Source organism: Allobosea sp. TND4EK4, from assembly GCF_900156025.1.
Taxonomy (GTDB): domain Bacteria; phylum Pseudomonadota; class Alphaproteobacteria; order Rhizobiales; family Beijerinckiaceae; genus Allobosea.
Genome location: NZ_FTMO01000002.1, coordinates 166,923 through 181,168 on the forward strand (window position 1 = coordinate 166,923; position 14,246 = coordinate 181,168).

Here is a 14,246-nt window from a genome sequence, read left to right on the forward strand (position 1 = left end):
TCCGGGATGACGGCGTGGTTCAGCGCGAACCGAGCCGGGCCTACGACCCGCTCTGCGCCTTCTTCGCGAAGGTCTCGATGAAGGTCTTGCTCAGGTCGACATTCGAGCTCGTCAGCTCCGGATCGAGCAGCTTCAGCGAATCGTACATGCTCTTCATGCCGTCCGCGCTGGCGATGCCGGTGCGCGAATAGGCCTCCTGCGAGCTCTTGACCGCGCGCAGGTAAAGCGGCCGGTCGCCCAGCAGATATTCCTGGGGCACGAGGTCCGCGACCTCCTCCGGCTTGGCCGTCTCCAGCCATTTCAGCGCCTTCATGAAGGCGTTGACCAGCTTCTGCGTGGTGACCGGGTTCTTCTCGGCGAAGTCGTTCTTGAGATAGAGCACCGCCGCCGGGTTCGAGCCGCCGAACAGCGCCTTCGTCCCCGCCTCGGTGCGGGTATCGATCAGCACGACGATGTCGCCATCGGCCTCCAGCTTCGAGGTGACGGGGTCGAGATGCGAGATGACGTCGACCTGCTTCTGCTTGATCGCGGCGACGGCGCTGGCGCCCGCGCCGATGCCGATGATCGCGGCGTCCGTCGCCTTCAGCCCGGCCTTGACCATGGCGTATTGCGCCGTCAGCGCGGTGGACGAGCCCGGCGCGGTCACGCCGATCTTGAGGCCCTTGAAGTCGGCGGCGGTCTTCACCTTGTCGGCGAGGTCCTTGCGCACCGCGATGGTGATGGCGGGGAAGCGGCCGAGCTCGATCGCGGCCCGGATGTCCTGCCCCTTCGCCTGCATCCGGATGGTGTGCTCATAGGCGCCCGTGACGACATCGACCGAGCCGCCGACCAGCGCCTGCAGCGACTTCGCGCCGCCGCCGAAATCATTGATCGTGACGTTGAGCCCCTGTTCCTTGAAGTAGCCCTTCTTCTCCGCGACGGTGAGCGGCAGATAATAGAGCAGCGCCTTGCCGCCGACGCCGAGGGTGACGTCGGGCTTCTCGGCCGTCTGAGCCAGAGCGGGAAGCGAAACGGGGCCGGCCATGCCGGAAATGGCGAGCGCGGTCAGCGCGTCGCGGCGGGTGAGCTTCATGGGTGTTCCTCCAAGGGATGTCTGGATTGCGCCTCTGGGGGCGCTTGGCTGCGAGGATAGGCGCGATCCGCCAGGATCGGCAAGACGAGCGCTATGCCGTCGTCGTCGAACTCTGGACCGGGCGCCAGACCAGCAGCCGCCGCTCCACCAGCGTCACCAGCGCGTCGATCAGGATGACGAAGATCGTCAGGATCAGCATGCCCGAGAAGACGCCGGTGACGTCGAAGACGCTTTCGGCCTCGTGGATCTTGTAGCCGAGACCGGCCGAGGAGCCGAGGTATTCGCCCACCACCGCACCGACCAGCGCGAATCCGACCGAGGTGTGCAGCGAGGAGAACATCCAGGTCAGCGCCGAGGGCCAGTAGACATGCTTGAAGAGCTGGCGCTCGTTCATGCCGAGCATGCGGGCATTGGCGAGAATGGTCGGGGAGACCTCGCGCACGCCCTGATAGACGTTGAAGAACACGATGAAGAAGACGAGCGTGAAGCCCAGCGCGACCTTCGACCAGATGCCGAGCCCGAACCAGAGCGCGAAGATCGGCGCCAGCACCACGCGCGGCAGGGCATTGGCGGCCTTGATATAGGGGTCGAACACCGCCGACAGCAGCTCGCGCCGCGCGAAGGCGAAGCCGAACAGGATGCCGGCCGCCGAGCCGATGCCGAAGGCCAGCACCGTCTCCGTCAGGGTGATGCCGAGATGGTAGTAGATCTCGCTGCCGGTGAGCTGGTTGAAGGTGCGGCCCAGCACCGCCGCCGGCGTCGAGAAGAAGAACTGCATCGTCTTGACGTCGCCGAACAGGCTCGTCGCCGTGACGACATGCCAGGTCGCCAGGAAGACCAGCATCACGAGGACTTGGAGGGAAAGGAGCTTGATCCGCTTCATCGCGCCTCTCCCCCGACCGACTGCTGGCCTTCGACGAGTTCCTTCCCCTCGCCCATGGCATAGGCCTTCTGGACCTCGACGCGCAGGGAAGACCAGATGTCGCGATGGATCTCGTGGAAGGCCTTTTCCAGGCGGATGTCGGCGATGTCGCGCGGACGCGGCAGGCTCACCGCGTAATCGGCGACGATGCCGGCGGCGGGGCCCGCCGACATCACGACGACGCGGTCGGACAGCGCGATCGCCTCCTCGAGATCGTGGGTGACGAACATCAGCGCCTTGCGGTCGCGCGACCAGAGATCGAGCAGGAGATTGCCCATGATCTGCCGCGTCTGTGCGTCGAGCGGCCCGAAGGGCTCGTCCATCAGGATGATCTCCGGGTTCCGGATCAGCATCTGCGCCAGGCTGACACGCTTGCGCTGCCCGCCCGAGAGCATGTGCGGATAGCGGTCGACGAAGCTGCGCAGGCCGACACGCGCCAGCCACTCGCGCGCCTGGGCATCAGCCTCCCGCTCGGGCACGCCCATCGGCTCCAGCGCGACCTTGACGTTGTCCAGCGCCGTCTTCCACGGCATCAGCGCATCCTGCTGGAAGAGATAGCCCGCGCGGCGGTTGAGGCCCACAAGCGGCTTGCCGAAGATCGAGACGGTGCCCTGCGAGGGCGACAGCAGCCCGGCCGCAGCGTTGAGCAGCGTGGACTTGCCGCAACCGGTCGGCCCGACGATCGAGACGAACTCGCCCGGCTTCACGGCAAGGTCGATGTCCCGCACGGCCTGGTAGCGCCCGCCATCGGCGAGATGAAACGTGATGTCGACACCGCCCAGCGCGACCGCCGGGCCGTCCGCTCCCGCGCCCTGCCGCGGGCGATCCTGCAACGTCATGAATTCGTTTCCCCGCCGGCCGTGTCGGAGGCGGCCGCCTGCTTGCTCGTTGTGCCGAGTCATAGGCGATGCCCGGCTTGCGCCGCAAGCCAGCCGGCATCGCGGGAGGATGCCGGTTGCCAAGCCCGTCTTGGCACGGCCATAAGCCTCGCTCCGCCCTTCCCCTCCGCCCGTTCGCCACGGCAAAGGAAACGCTTCGTGATCTCCGGCCTGGAACAGCTGACGCGCGACCTCGTCGAGTTCATGCGCGTCCATCAGGAATGGGCGATCCCGATCGTTTTCCTGGTGGCCTTCTGCGAGTGCGTGGCAATCCTGTCCTGGCTCGTGCCCGCCACGATGTTCTTCACCGCCTTCGGCGCGGCGGCCGGCGCTTCAGGCCTCGATCTGGTGCCGCTCGCCATTTCGGCCTCACTAGGAGCGGGTACAGGTTTCCTGGTCTCGTACTGGGCCGGGCTGTTTCTCGGCCCCCGCGTGCACGACTACTGGCCGTTCCGAAACAACCCGCAGATGCTGAGAAAGGGGCACGATTTCTTCGAAAGATGGGGGGTGGCGAGCATCCTCATCGGCCACTTCTTCGGGCCGCTGCGCGCCGTCATCGCGGTGGTGGCCGGCATCGTGCGGATGCCGGCGCTTCAGTTCCACATGGCCAACTGGCTGGCGTCTTTCGCCTGGGGCTTTGGCCTGCTCTATGGGGCCGGTCGTCTCGCCGAGTTCATGACCCGCTGATCGTGGCAGGCCGCGGCCACGCTAGATCAGCCCGATGACGATCGCCATCATCATGGCCAGCGACAGGGCCAGGACAACCCTGACGACCCCCGGCGTCTCGAGAATACGCATCAGTTCCATCGTCGCCTCCCTTGGGTTCGGCAAACTCGGATACGTCACGTCCTCACTGATCATCGAGCCTCGGCCACCGGATATCAGACCGAGATGTCGACGACGAACCAGGCGATCATCGCCAGGACCAGTCCCGCCACCAGCACCATCAGGACCGGACGCCCCAGGAACCCCTGGCGGGCCTCGACCGGCGTCTCGCGCGCCGGATCCAGCGTCGTGTGAGCCTCCGCACGCAGCGGCTGAAAGCTCTCTCCCTCGCGCATGGAGGCCTGCTCTTTCGCGCGTTCTTCTGTCTCGATTGGCATGACGACCGCCTCCTCTGCGGATGTGAAGCGCCGGCTCAGCCCGGGAAGACGTTCAGCAGGGCGTTGACGGCGAGCATCAGGGCGAGCGCGCCGAAGAAGGCCAGCCGCATGGGCCGATCATCCCATCGCGGCGCATGCTCCGCCCTTGCACGAGCAGCATTCCGCCGCCTCATTTCGCCGTCGATCGCCTCCCGATACGTCCTCATGGCCTCGTCCTGCGGATGGGTTCTCATGAGGAGCAAACGCCGGGAGGCGAGCATGGGTTCCGAGGGGTTAACGCCGCAGCCGGTCCCGTTAAACAAAAGAGCGGACGCACAGGGCGCCCGCTCCGGTCTCCGGCAAGGTTTCGTCAACCTTGCCAATTTCTTGCGATGGAATCCGGATGCAAACCGCGAGGCGGTTGAATCCGGATGAGAGGACGGGTCAGTTCTTGGTCTTGTCGACCAGGGCCTTCGCCTTGATCCACGGCATCATGTCGCGCAGCTTGGTGCCGACTTCCTCGATCGGATGAGCGGCGTAGCGGGCGCGGGTCGCCTTGAACGAGGTCTGGTTGACCTTGTTCTCCAGCATCCAGTCGCGGGTGAACTTGCCCGACTGGATGTCGGTCAGCACGCGCTTCATCTCCGCCTTGGTCTCGGCCGTGATGATCCGCGGGCCGGTGACGTACTCGCCATACTCAGCGGTGTTCGAGATCGAGTAGTTCATGTTCGCGATGCCGCCCTCATAGATCAGGTCGACGATCAGCTTCACCTCGTGCAGGCACTCGAAATAGGCCATCTCGGGGGCGTAGCCGGCCTCCGTCAGCGTCTCGTAGCCGGCCTTGATCAGCTCGACCAGGCCGCCGCAGAGCACGACCTGCTCGCCGAACAGGTCCGTCTCGCACTCCTCCTTGAAGGTCGTCTCGATGATGCCGGCGCGGCCGCCGCCATTGGCCGAGGCGTAGGAGAGACCGAGGTCATGGGCGTTGCCGGTGGCGTCCTGGTGGATCGCGATCAGGGTCGGCACGCCGCCGCCGCGCTGATACTCGGAGCGCACGGTGTGGCCGGGGCCCTTCGGCGCGACCATCAGCACGTCGAGGTCCTTGCGCGGCTCGATCAGGTTGAAATGCACGTTGAGGCCGTGCGCGAACAGAAGGGCGGCACCCTCCTTCATGTTGCCGTGCAGCTCGTCGCGGTAGATGTCGCCCTGCAGCTCGTCGGGGGTCAGCATCATCATGACGTCGGAGACCTTGGCGGCCTCGGACGGGGTCATCACCGCGAAGCCGGCCTCTTCGGCCTTCTTGCGCGTGGCCGAACCGGCCTTGAGCGCGATGACGACGTCCTTGACGCCGGAATCGCGCAGGTTGAGCGCATGGGCATGGCCCTGGGAGCCGTAGCCGACGATGCAGACCTTCTTGCCCTTGATCAGGTTGATGTCGGCATCACGATCGTAATAGACGCGCATGGGTGTCTCCTTTGTCACGCGTTATGGGTGGTCCGGCGCGGATCGTTCTGTGCCGTGCCGTAGAGGGTGAAGAACTGGTCGATGGCGCGCTCGACATCGCGCGCGATCCCGGCTTTGTCCAGCTTGAGCGCATCGCCGAGCAGCAGCCGGATCTGCACATCGCGACCGACCAGGCCGAAAAAGGTGCGGAACGCCGTTTCCGTATCGTCGAAGGCGAGCAGACCAGCCTCGCGTCCGGCTTCGAGTACCGGCTTCAGCCGCTCGCCGATGGCGAAGCGGCCATTGGCCAGCACGATGCGGCCGAGCGTGCCGTCGCGCGAGGCTGCCTCGCTGACGGCGACGCGGTTGAGCGCGATCGAGGTCGGGCTGGAGATCACCTCGAGCCAATTGGCGGCGAAGCGCATCAGACTCTCGCGCAAGGCGCCGGCATCGAGCCGCTGGCGGTCGAAATTGCCCGCCCTCACCTGCGAGGCCTGCCAGCGCACCGTCGCCGAGAGCAGCCCGTCGCGGTCGCCGAACCACTTGTAAAGAGTCTCCTTGGAGCAGCTCGCCCGCCGCGCCACGGCGGTCATGGTGAGCTGGTCGCCTTTTTCCACCATCAGGCCCAGCACAGCATCGAGCACGGCTTGCTGGCGCGCGGTCAGCGCCTCGCCCTGCGTCTCTGCGGCGGCCTCGGTCATCGTCGGCAAAAGCTCCAGTACCGTACGTTACGGTTCTGCCTTTAACGGAGCCAGGCGAGCCGGGCAAGCGCGATTTCACCACTGGTCGCCTGAGCCGGAACGATTATGTCTGGCACGCGAACACAAGAGTGGAGAGACCATGACCTTGCCGACCGCTGCCGACATCGTCGCCTTCTGGCGCGAAGCAGGGCCCGAGCGCTGGTTCGAGAAGAACGAGGCCTTCGACGCGGAGATCACGCGGCGTTTCCTCCCGGTTCACGAGGCCGCCGCCGCAGGGAAGCTCGACGGCTGGCAGGACACGCCGGAGGGCGCCTTTGCGCTCCTGATCCTGCTCGACCAGTTTCCGCGCAACATGTTCCGCGGCAGCCCGCGCGCCTTCGCCACGGATGCCAAGGCGCTGGCGATCGCGGAGGAAGCCATCGCGAAAGGCTTCGACCAGCACTATCAGCCGCCCGAGCAGCGCTTCTTCTACATGCCGCACATGCATTCCGAGGAGCTGGCCGACCAGCAGCGCTGCGTCGATCTTTGCGCCGCAGCCGAGGACGCGGAGGGCGTGAAGTTCGCCGTGATCCACCGCGACATCATCCGCGATTTCGGTCGTTTCCCGCACCGCAACGCGGTGCTCGGCCGCCGGACGACGGCCCAGGAACGCGAGTTCCTGGCGGAAGGCGGCTTCGCGGGCTGAACTCAGCCCTGCTGGGCCACCCTCAGCAGGCCGATCGCAGCCACGGTCAGGACGAAGCCGGCCCACCACAACGGCGAGCGCAGGCTGCTTCCCGGCGCCGGTTGCGGGGCCGTCGCGCGCCCGGTCAGCCGCATCACCACCGGCCAGGCGAGGCAGGCGAAGCCGATGACGCCGAGGCCGAGGGCGATGTGTTCAAGCGAGAGCATCATTCCGATTTCGCAGGCGAGATTTCGAGCAGGAGCGCCAGCACCTCGCGGACATCGTCCAGGACGTGACGCGGGGCCTCCCCCAGGCGCCGGAGCACACGTTGTTCGTGATCGATGGTCCGGATCTGGTCGGCCAGCACGGCTCCTGTCACGGGAAGGCCGTCCGGCAGCGGGATCTTGGTCGGCCAGGGCGATGGGTTTCGCGAGATCGGGCAGACGATCGCCCGCCGCCCCGCGGCCTGCATCGCCTGCGCCGATACGACGAGAGCTGGCCGCGTCCCGGACTGCTCGGAGCCTCGGATCGGCTCGAAATCGACGAGGATCAATTCGCCGGGGCGCAGCGCTTCGCGCTCAGTGCGTGGCGTCGTCATCGACGGCCTCCGCACCCACATCGCCTCCCCAATCCAGCGTTTCAGGCTCCTGCTCACGCCCGAGACGCCGCATCTCGGATACGATCCAGTCGAGCGTCAGCGGCTGAGGCCGCCGCATGCCCCCTGCCTCGTCCCCTGCCGAGAGTGTCAATGCTCCAGCGTCCACGGTGAGGTCGAGCGCCATGCCGGGGCGCAGCCCGAGCTGCTTCACCACCGCCTTCGGCAACCGCACAGCGGTGCTGTTGCCCCATTTCGCGACCTGGACCTTCATGCCCGCCTCCACATCCGGATATCCGTATAGGGGATACCTGGATATCCGGCAATTACATCGCGTCCGGCCCGCGGCTCATGGCGGCGATGCCGGTGCGGGAGACTTCCGTGAGGCCGACCACCGTCATCAGCTTGATGAAGCGTTCGATTTCCTCGGTCGAGCCGGTCAGCTCGAAGACGAAGGAGGTCAGCGAGGCGTCGAGCGTGCGCGCGCCGAAGGCGGAGGCCAGCCGCATCGCCTCGACGCGGTGGTCGCCCTTGCCGACGACCTTGACCAGCGCCAGCTCGCGCTCCAGCGCCTCGCCCTGCTCCGTCAGGTCGACGACGCGGTGCACCGGCACCAGCCGGTCGAGATGCGCCTTGATCTGGTCGATGACATTGGCCGTGCCGGAAGTGACCACCGTGATTCGAGAGATGTGCTTGTCATGCTCGGTCTCGGAAACGGTCAGGCTCTCGATGTTGTAGCCGCGGCCGGAGAACAGCCCGGCGATGCGGGCAAGAACGCCGGGCTCGTTGTCCACGATCACCGCCAGGGTGTGGCGCGCGCTGGGCTGCGACTTCGGGGCGTTGGGGTAGTGCGTGGCGGTGCTCGACATCGGAAGACCTGTGGCGGCGGGTTGAAGGGCTTGAAAGTCTAGAGCTTGCGAAGATCGGCAATGGCCGGTTCGTCCACCTCGTCATGGGCGACGATCCAGGGCTCGGCCAGCGCGCCGTCCAGCCAGTCGCGATAGGCCGGCAGCGCGAGAACCGCGTCGATATAGGCCTGCGAGGTGGCATCGACCGCGATCGCATAGGTATCGAGCCGCGTGACCACCGGCGCGAACATCGCGTCGGCCGCGCTGAACGCGCCATAGAGAAACGGCCCTGCCCCGCCGAAGCGCTCGCGCGCCTGCCGCCACAGGGATGTGATGCGCTCGACGTCGCGAGCGACGCCCGGCCCGCGATCGCGCGCCGCATAGCGCTTGCCGAGATTCATCGGGCAGGCATTGCGCAGGGAGGAGAAGCCGGCGTGCATCTCGCTGGAGATGGCACGGGCATGGGCCCGCGCCGCCATGTCCGATGGCCAGATGCCGGCGTCCGGAAACCGGTCATGCAGATACTCCGCAATGGCCAGCGTCTCCCAGGCGGCGATCTCGCCATCCACGAGGGTCGGAACCGTGCCACCGCTGCCGGGCGCGGCCGCGAACACCGCATCCTTGAAACCGGGCGCGTCCAGCAGCACCAGTTGCTCCTCGAAGGCGATGCCCCTGGCGCGCAGCAACAGCCACGCTCTGAGCGACCAGGACGAGTAGCATTTGTTGCCGATCAGCAGCTTCATGCGGCGGCCCGTTCCAGTTCGGCGGTGAAGTCCAGCGCAGCGGCGACATGCAGCGCCGTCGTGTCGAAGACGGGCACGGCACAAACCCCCTGCCCGATCAGGAGGCCGATCTCGGTGCAGCCGAGAATGACACCGTCAGCGGCCTCCTCGCGCACCGCCCGCTCGACGATGGCGAGGTAGCGCGCCTTCGAGGCCGGCTCGATCCGACCGCGGCAGAGCTCCTCGTAGATGATGCGATGAACCTCGTCGCGCTCGGGAGCCTGCGGCACCAGCGCCTCGACGCCGAACGCCTTCAGCCTGTCGCGATAGAAGCCCTGTTCCATGGTGAACCGCGTCGCCAGCAACAGCGGCCGCTTCGAGCCGGCGGCCTTGACCGCGCGGGCGGTCACATCCGCCAGATGCAGGAAGGGCAGGTTCGTCGCCTCGGTGATGCGGTCGGCGACCTTGTGCATGGTGTTTGTGCAGAGCACGAGGCAGGAGGCGCCGCCCGCTTGCAAACGCCGGGCACTCGCCGCCAGCGCCGCCCCGGCGGCCGCCCAGTCGCCCCCGGCCTGCATCTCGGCGATCGGCGCGAAATCGACCGAATGCAGCAGGACGTCCGCCGAATGCAGCCCGCCGGAACGGGCGCGCACGCCCTCGTTCAGCAGCCGGTAATAGACCGCCGTCGATTCCCAGCTCATGCCGCCGATGAGGCCGATGGTGGCCATTGTCGCTTCGCTCCCTTGCGCAGTCGGCCATCGGCAACAGGCAGTCGGACCAACCCGATTGCCTGCGGCCTGCTGCCCACTGCCGTCCTTCAGACCAGCTGCTTGCCCTTGGCGTCGATGATCTGGCCGGTATCGCCTTCGAAATCGGGCAGGATCATCTCGTTATGCGCCTTGCCCGACGGGATCATCGGGAAGCAGTTCTCCTCCTTGGCGACGATGCAGTCGAAGATCACGGGCTTGGGCGTCTTGATCATCTCCATGATCGCGTCGTCCAGCTTGTCGGGATCGTCGCAGCGGATGCCGTGGCCGCCATAGGCCTCGGCAAGCTTCACGAAGTCGGGCAGCGACTGCGAATAGCTCTCCGAATAGCGCCCGCCATGCAGCAGCTCCTGCCACTGGCGCACCATGCCCATGTACTCGTTGTTCAGGATGAAGACCTTGACCGGCAGGCGATACTGCACCGCCGTCGACATCTCCTGCATGTTCATCAGGATCGAGGCCTCGCCCGCGACGTCGATGACCAGCGCCTTGGGATGGCGCATCTGCACGCCGATCGCAGCCGGCAGGCCGTAACCCATCGTGCCGAGCCCGCCCGAGGTCATCCAGCGGTTGGGCTCCTGGAAGTCGAGATACTGCGCCGCCCACATCTGGTGCTGGCCGACTTCGGTCGTGATGTAGGTGTCGCGATCCTTGGTCAGCTCCTGCAGGCGCTGCAGGGCGTATTGCGGCTTGATGATGGTCTCGGAGCGCTTGTAGGACAGGCTCTTGCGGCCACGCCAGCCCTCGATCTGCGTCCACCAGGCCGCGAGCGCGGACTTGTCCATCTGCGGCGAGGTCTCGCGCCAGATCCGGACCATGTCCTCCAGGACATGGGCGCAGTCGCCGACGATGCCGATGTCGATCTTGACCGTCTTGTTGATCGAGGACGGATCGATATCGATATGGATCTTCCTCGAGCGCGGCGAGAAGCCGTCGATGCGCCCGGTGATCCGGTCGTCGAAGCGCGCGCCGATGTTGATCATGACGTCACAGTCATGCATCGCGAGGTTGGCCTCGTAGGTGCCGTGCATGCCGAGCATGCCGAGCCACTGCTTGTCGGCAGCCGGGAAGGCGCCGAGCCCCATCAGTGTGGAGGTGACAGGAAAACCGGTCAGCCGCGCGAATTCGCGCAGGAGCGACGCGGCATGCGGGCCTGAATTGATCACTCCGCCGCCGGTGTAGAAGATCGGCTTCTTGGCCGAGGCGATCAGCTCGACCGCGGCCTTGATCTTGCCGAGGTCGCCCTTGACCACCGGGCGGTAGGTCTTGTGCTGGTTGTCGCGCGGGCGGCTATAGGCGCCGGTCGCGAACTGGATATCCTTCGGGATATCGATGACGACCGGGCCAGGTCGGCCGTTGGCGGCGACATAGAAGGCTTCGTGCAGGATACGCGGCAGATCCGCGATGCTCTTCACCAGGTAGTTGTGCTTGGTGCAGGAGCGGGTGATGCCGACCGTGTCGCACTCCTGGAAGGCGTCCGAGCCGATCAGATGGGTCGGAACCTGGCCGGTGATGACGACGAGCGGGATCGAGTCCAGCAGCGCGTCGGTCAGGCCCGTGACGGCATTGGTCGCGCCGGGCCCGGATGTGACGAGCACGCAGCCGACCTTGCCGGGGCCGGAGCGGGCATAGCCCTCGGCCGCATGGACCGCGCCCTGCTCGTGGCGGACGAGGACGTGCTTGACTTTGTCCTGCTGGAAGATCGCGTCGTAGATCGGCAGGACGGCGCCGCCCGGATAGCCGAACAGATGCTCGACCCCCTGGTCCTGAAGCGCGCGGACGACCATCTCGGCTCCGGTCATCATCTCGCTCATAACGCTCTCCTCGCGGCTTTTTTTGTGATGTCGGTGAAGTCGGGAATTCGGGCAATAAAAAAGGCCCTCGGAGGGGCCTGGGCATGCGCTGGCGTTGGGGACGCCCGGTCTTGAAACCGGCCCCTACCAGCGCACCTTTACGAGAATAAGCTTGCGCATCGCGCTCGTGATCCTTTGCGGAAGTTGCCGGACGCTAGCGGAGGAGAGCTGCCCGGTCAAGCGCAACCATTTCGCAACCGTGTTGGCGAAAATGCCGGACATGCGGAGCCGCGCCGCCACACCGCAACCTTTTGGCAAGCGCACTGCCCTAGCGTCAGATCAAATCACGGGCGGCTCTATGTATCAGGACGTCAACCCGCGCAGCATTCTCACTCGGGCCCATGCGCCGGAAGTGGCGGTGCTGATGCGGCATTTCGAGATGCTGGCCTCGGGGCCAGCCGGCGCGCAGCACGAGGCCTTGCAGGCACTGGCCATCCAAGCCGCCGGCGACGACATCATGTTCATGTCGCCGACACCGACCGGCGACTACCGCTACGAGACCTGCGGTCGCACCCTGCCCCGCACCACCGGCCGCGACCGCACCGGCGGCTACGTCTCCAATCTCCAGAGCGACGTCGCGGAGTTCACGATCCGCTGCTACGACAGGGCTCTGGCCGAAGGGCTCGCCACCTACACCGTCCACCGTACGGTACGCACGGCACGCGTCGGCATCTTCGAGCGCCTGATCCTGCCGACGACCGACGCCGAGGGCGGTCGCCATCTCATCGTCTTCTGCCGCCAGATGAGCTTCCGCGAAGAATTCCTCATGCTGCTGATGGAGACCTCGCCCTTCGGCATCGTCGCGGTCGAGGCTGTCCGGGACGAGGACGCGCGGCTGACCGGCCTCGGCGTGCTGTCCGCCAATCAGCGGGTCGCCGCGCTCTGCGGCACCGATCCCGACATGCTGTTCAGCAGCGATGTGCGCGAGATCCTGCCCTTCCTTGCGAATGAGGAGACCTGGGCGCGTCTGCGCTATGCGGTCGAGCTGCTCCGTCCGGACCAGTTCGAGGTCGAGTTCCTGGCGGCCGGCAGACAGATCTGGCTCCAGGTTTCGCTGGCGCTTCTCGGCGACGGACTCGTGATCACGCTGTCGGACATCTCCGCCCTCATGCGCGCCAACCAGTCCCTCGAGCAGCGCGCCGCCACGCTCGCGCTCGAAGTCGGCATCGAACGCGCGACGCGGCGGGCCCTCTCCGAGGAGATCGGCCAGCGCGAGGAGCGGGAGAAGGAACTGCGGCGCCTTGCCGAGACGGATCCGCTGACCGCGCTGCTGAACCGCCGCTCCTTCACCGAACGCGCCAATGCCGCGATCCAGTCCAGCTCGAGCGACGCGAGCGCCATCTGCCTGCTGATCATCGATCTCGATCACTTCAAGCAGATCAACGACACCCATGGCCATCCGGCCGGCGACGCCGCCATCCGCGCCTTCGCGGATCTGCTGCTCGGCGTCTTCCGGACCGAAAGCTGCCTCATCGGGCGCTTCGGCGGCGAGGAGTTCGCCATCCTCATCCGCGGAGCAGCCGGCGATGCCCTGGAGAAGGCCTCGCTCATGCAGGCGGCGCTGGCGGAGCGGGCATTGCCGGTCTCCGAGACGCTGGAACTGGCCGTGACGGCGAGCTGCGGCATCGCCTGCCGGCGCGAGGGCGAGACGCTGGCGGCGCTGACGAACCGGGCCGACCAGGCGCTCTATCGCGCCAAGAAGGAAGGCCGCAACCGGATCGCGCTGGCGGACGAGCAGCCGCTCGCGAACGCCGCCTGATCTTACCGCGCCAGCGCCGCGCGGGTGACATCAGGGGCCACCTCCGGCGCCACCGCCTGCCAGCCCTCCATCTGGTGCCGGAACCACGTCACCTGACGCTTGGCATAGGCCCTCGTATCGGCCTGGCCAAGCCGGATCGCCTCCTCCAGCGAGAGCGTCCCATCGAGATGGGCAATGAGTCCCGGCACGCCATGCGCCCGCATGATCGGCAGCAGCGGATCGAGCCCACGCGCCTTCAGCCGCTCGACCTCGGCGAGCGCGCCCTGATCGATCATCGCCTCGAAACGCCGGTCGATCGCAGCGCGCACCCTTTCCCGCTCAGGACTGACGAACAGGCGCAGGGTCCCCGCGCCGGAGAGCGGCCCCGGCTCGCGCTCGCCCTGAAAGCTTGCAAGCGAGCGCCCGGTCGCCAGGTGGACCTCGATCGCGCGCATGATCCGCATCCGGTCGGACGGGCGCAGGCGCTCCGCCATCGTGGGATCGCGCACCGCGAGTTCGGCATGCAGCGCTTCGGTCGCCGCGCCGTCGGCCCGCTCCCGGAAGGCCGCGCGCACCTCGTCCGGGACCGGCGGCATCGCGGAGAAACCCTCCGTCAGCGCCTTGAAGTAAAGCCCGGTGCCGCCGACGAAGATGGGCAGGAGCCCCTCCTTCCGGAGCTGCGGCAGCAACGCCGCGACATCCGCCGCATAGCGCATCGCAGAGGAGTTCACCGCACCGTCGACATGGCCATAGAGCCGGTGCGGCACCGCGGCTTCCTCCTCCGGCGTCGGCCGTGCGGAGAGGATCCTCAGGTCGCGATAGACCTGCATCGAATCGGCATTGACCACGACGCCGCCGAAGGCTCTCGCCAGAGCCATCGCCAGCGCGGACTTGCCGCTGGCGGTGGGACCTGCGATGAGCACCGCCCTGATCGTCTCTCCCGTCCGTTCCACCCGGTCTG

The 14,246-nt window shown here is 66.7% G+C and carries 18 protein-coding genes; 3 read left to right on the forward strand and 15 right to left on the reverse strand.

Annotation, left to right across the window (positions count from 1 at the left end):
* Window positions 1-40: 40 nt before the first annotated feature.
* The 3 genes from BW981_RS05725 to BW981_RS05735 form a co-directional block, all read right to left on the reverse strand.
* On the reverse strand, window positions 41-1,024 hold the full coding sequence (locus BW981_RS05725; RefSeq protein ID WP_076437742.1) for an ABC transporter substrate-binding protein: 984 nt from the start codon (window positions 1,022-1,024) through the stop codon (window positions 41-43).
* Between the two features lie 139 nt (window positions 1,025-1,163).
* Window positions 1,164-1,955 carry an ABC transporter permease gene (locus BW981_RS05730; RefSeq protein ID WP_076437159.1) on the reverse strand — a complete coding sequence of 264 codons (792 nt, stop codon included), beginning with the start codon at window positions 1,953-1,955 and terminating at the stop codon, window positions 1,164-1,166.
* A complete protein-coding gene (locus BW981_RS05735) occupies window positions 1,952-2,833 on the reverse strand; it encodes an ABC transporter ATP-binding protein (RefSeq protein WP_076437161.1) in 882 nt (293 codons plus the stop codon). The genes BW981_RS05730 and BW981_RS05735 overlap by 4 nt, the downstream gene beginning before the upstream one ends.
* Before the next feature lie 198 nt (window positions 2,834-3,031).
* On the opposite strand from BW981_RS05735, the gene BW981_RS22275 reads away from it, so the two are divergent.
* Window positions 3,032-3,559 (forward strand): DedA family protein, encoded by a 528-nt coding sequence (locus BW981_RS22275; protein ID WP_175624060.1) that lies wholly within the window; start codon window positions 3,032-3,034, stop codon window positions 3,557-3,559.
* Between the two features lie 194 nt (window positions 3,560-3,753).
* On the opposite strand, the gene BW981_RS05745 is transcribed toward BW981_RS22275, so the two are convergent.
* The 4 genes from BW981_RS05745 to BW981_RS05760 form a co-directional block, all read right to left on the reverse strand.
* The gene (locus BW981_RS05745; RefSeq protein ID WP_076437162.1) at window positions 3,754-3,975 is read right to left on the reverse strand and encodes a hypothetical protein; all 222 of its coding nucleotides are present in this window, start codon (window positions 3,973-3,975) and stop codon (window positions 3,754-3,756) included.
* Window positions 3,976-4,010: 35 nt separating this feature from the next.
* Window positions 4,011-4,235, reverse strand: coding sequence for a hypothetical protein (locus BW981_RS05750; RefSeq protein ID WP_076437164.1), 225 nt, complete (start codon window positions 4,233-4,235; stop codon window positions 4,011-4,013).
* 163 nt (window positions 4,236-4,398) lie between these two features.
* Window positions 4,399-5,418, reverse strand: coding sequence for a ketol-acid reductoisomerase (gene ilvC / locus BW981_RS05755; RefSeq protein ID WP_076437166.1), 1,020 nt, complete (start codon window positions 5,416-5,418; stop codon window positions 4,399-4,401).
* A gap of 14 nt (window positions 5,419-5,432) precedes the next feature.
* Entirely contained in the window at window positions 5,433-6,098 is a 666-nt protein-coding gene (locus BW981_RS05760; protein WP_083712196.1) for a TetR/AcrR family transcriptional regulator C-terminal domain-containing protein, read from the reverse strand.
* Window positions 6,099-6,237: 139 nt separating this feature from the next.
* Between BW981_RS05760 and BW981_RS05765 the strand changes: the two genes are divergently transcribed.
* Window positions 6,238-6,783: a DUF924 family protein gene (locus tag BW981_RS05765; RefSeq protein WP_076437170.1), complete on the forward strand. Its 546-nt coding sequence runs from the start codon at window positions 6,238-6,240 to the stop codon at window positions 6,781-6,783.
* 2 nt (window positions 6,784-6,785) lie between these two features.
* Here the strand turns inward: BW981_RS05765 and BW981_RS05770 are convergent, their stop codons facing one another.
* The 7 genes from BW981_RS05770 to BW981_RS05800 all read right to left on the reverse strand — a co-directional run bounded on the left by BW981_RS05770 (window position 6,786) and on the right by BW981_RS05800 (window position 11,508).
* Complete coding sequence (locus BW981_RS05770) at window positions 6,786-6,992, reverse strand: hypothetical protein (RefSeq protein ID WP_076437172.1); 207 nt, start codon at window positions 6,990-6,992, stop codon at window positions 6,786-6,788.
* Complete coding sequence (locus BW981_RS05775) at window positions 6,989-7,360, reverse strand: type II toxin-antitoxin system PemK/MazF family toxin (RefSeq protein ID WP_076437174.1); 372 nt, start codon at window positions 7,358-7,360, stop codon at window positions 6,989-6,991. The genes BW981_RS05770 and BW981_RS05775 overlap by 4 nt, the downstream gene beginning before the upstream one ends.
* Window positions 7,341-7,631, reverse strand: a complete 291-nt coding sequence (locus BW981_RS05780) for an AbrB/MazE/SpoVT family DNA-binding domain-containing protein (RefSeq protein WP_139333647.1) — start codon at window positions 7,629-7,631, stop codon at window positions 7,341-7,343. Before BW981_RS05780 ends, BW981_RS05775 begins: the two co-directional genes overlap by 20 nt.
* A 52-nt stretch (window positions 7,632-7,683) precedes the next feature.
* Complete coding sequence (ilvN, locus tag BW981_RS05785; protein WP_076437177.1) at window positions 7,684-8,226, reverse strand: acetolactate synthase small subunit; 543 nt, start codon at window positions 8,224-8,226, stop codon at window positions 7,684-7,686.
* A 38-nt stretch (window positions 8,227-8,264) separates the two neighbouring features.
* Window positions 8,265-8,948 (reverse strand): glutathione S-transferase family protein, encoded by a 684-nt coding sequence (locus BW981_RS05790; protein ID WP_076437179.1) that lies wholly within the window; start codon window positions 8,946-8,948, stop codon window positions 8,265-8,267.
* A complete protein-coding gene (locus tag BW981_RS05795) occupies window positions 8,945-9,655 on the reverse strand; it encodes an aspartate/glutamate racemase family protein (protein WP_076437181.1) in 711 nt (236 codons plus the stop codon). Before BW981_RS05795 ends, BW981_RS05790 begins: the two co-directional genes overlap by 4 nt.
* A gap of 89 nt (window positions 9,656-9,744) precedes the next feature.
* The gene (locus tag BW981_RS05800; RefSeq protein ID WP_076437183.1) at window positions 9,745-11,508 is read right to left on the reverse strand and encodes an acetolactate synthase 3 large subunit; all 1,764 of its coding nucleotides are present in this window, start codon (window positions 11,506-11,508) and stop codon (window positions 9,745-9,747) included.
* A gap of 337 nt (window positions 11,509-11,845) precedes the next feature.
* Between BW981_RS05800 and BW981_RS05805 the strand changes: the two genes are divergently transcribed.
* Window positions 11,846-13,306: a GGDEF domain-containing protein gene (locus BW981_RS05805; protein ID WP_076437184.1), complete on the forward strand. Its 1,461-nt coding sequence runs from the start codon at window positions 11,846-11,848 to the stop codon at window positions 13,304-13,306.
* Window positions 13,307-13,308: 2 nt separating this feature from the next.
* Here the strand turns inward: BW981_RS05805 and miaA are convergent, their stop codons facing one another.
* The gene (gene miaA, locus BW981_RS05810) at window positions 13,309-14,163 is read right to left on the reverse strand and encodes a tRNA (adenosine(37)-N6)-dimethylallyltransferase MiaA (RefSeq protein ID WP_244560258.1); all 855 of its coding nucleotides are present in this window, start codon (window positions 14,161-14,163) and stop codon (window positions 13,309-13,311) included.
* Between the last annotated feature and the right edge of the window lie 83 nt (window positions 14,164-14,246).

Excerpts from the sequence above, each read along its gene's own strand:
- BW981_RS05725 (WP_076437742.1), bottom strand. The coding sequence starts at position 1,024 with ATGGCCGGCCCCGTTTCGCTTCCCGCTCTGGCTCAGACGGCCGAGAAG.
- BW981_RS05730 (WP_076437159.1), bottom strand. The coding sequence starts at position 1,955 with ATGAAGCGGATCAAGCTCCTTTCCCTCCAAGTCCTCGTGATGCTGGTC.
- BW981_RS05735 (WP_076437161.1), bottom strand. The coding sequence starts at position 2,833 with ATGACGTTGCAGGATCGCCCGCGGCAGGGCGCGGGAGCGGACGGCCCG.
- BW981_RS05745 (WP_076437162.1), bottom strand. The coding sequence starts at position 3,975 with ATGCCAATCGAGACAGAAGAACGCGCGAAAGAGCAGGCCTCCATGCGC.
- BW981_RS05750 (WP_076437164.1), bottom strand. The coding sequence starts at position 4,235 with ATGCTCGCCTCCCGGCGTTTGCTCCTCATGAGAACCCATCCGCAGGAC.
- ilvC (WP_076437166.1), bottom strand. The coding sequence starts at position 5,418 with ATGCGCGTCTATTACGATCGTGATGCCGACATCAACCTGATCAAGGGC.
- BW981_RS05760 (WP_083712196.1), bottom strand. The coding sequence starts at position 6,098 with ATGACCGAGGCCGCCGCAGAGACGCAGGGCGAGGCGCTGACCGCGCGC.
- BW981_RS05765 (WP_076437170.1), top strand. The coding sequence starts at position 6,238 with ATGACCTTGCCGACCGCTGCCGACATCGTCGCCTTCTGGCGCGAAGCA.
- BW981_RS05770 (WP_076437172.1), bottom strand. The coding sequence starts at position 6,992 with ATGATGCTCTCGCTTGAACACATCGCCCTCGGCCTCGGCGTCATCGGC.
- BW981_RS05775 (WP_076437174.1), bottom strand. The coding sequence starts at position 7,360 with ATGACGACGCCACGCACTGAGCGCGAAGCGCTGCGCCCCGGCGAATTG.
- BW981_RS05780 (WP_139333647.1), bottom strand. The coding sequence starts at position 7,631 with ATGAAGGTCCAGGTCGCGAAATGGGGCAACAGCACCGCTGTGCGGTTG.
- ilvN (WP_076437177.1), bottom strand. The coding sequence starts at position 8,226 with ATGTCGAGCACCGCCACGCACTACCCCAACGCCCCGAAGTCGCAGCCC.
- BW981_RS05790 (WP_076437179.1), bottom strand. The coding sequence starts at position 8,948 with ATGAAGCTGCTGATCGGCAACAAATGCTACTCGTCCTGGTCGCTCAGA.
- BW981_RS05795 (WP_076437181.1), bottom strand. The coding sequence starts at position 9,655 with ATGGCCACCATCGGCCTCATCGGCGGCATGAGCTGGGAATCGACGGCG.
- BW981_RS05800 (WP_076437183.1), bottom strand. The coding sequence starts at position 11,508 with ATGAGCGAGATGATGACCGGAGCCGAGATGGTCGTCCGCGCGCTTCAG.
- BW981_RS05805 (WP_076437184.1), top strand. The coding sequence starts at position 11,846 with ATGTATCAGGACGTCAACCCGCGCAGCATTCTCACTCGGGCCCATGCG.
- miaA (WP_244560258.1), bottom strand. The coding sequence starts at position 14,163 with ATGGCTCTGGCGAGAGCCTTCGGCGGCGTCGTGGTCAATGCCGATTCG.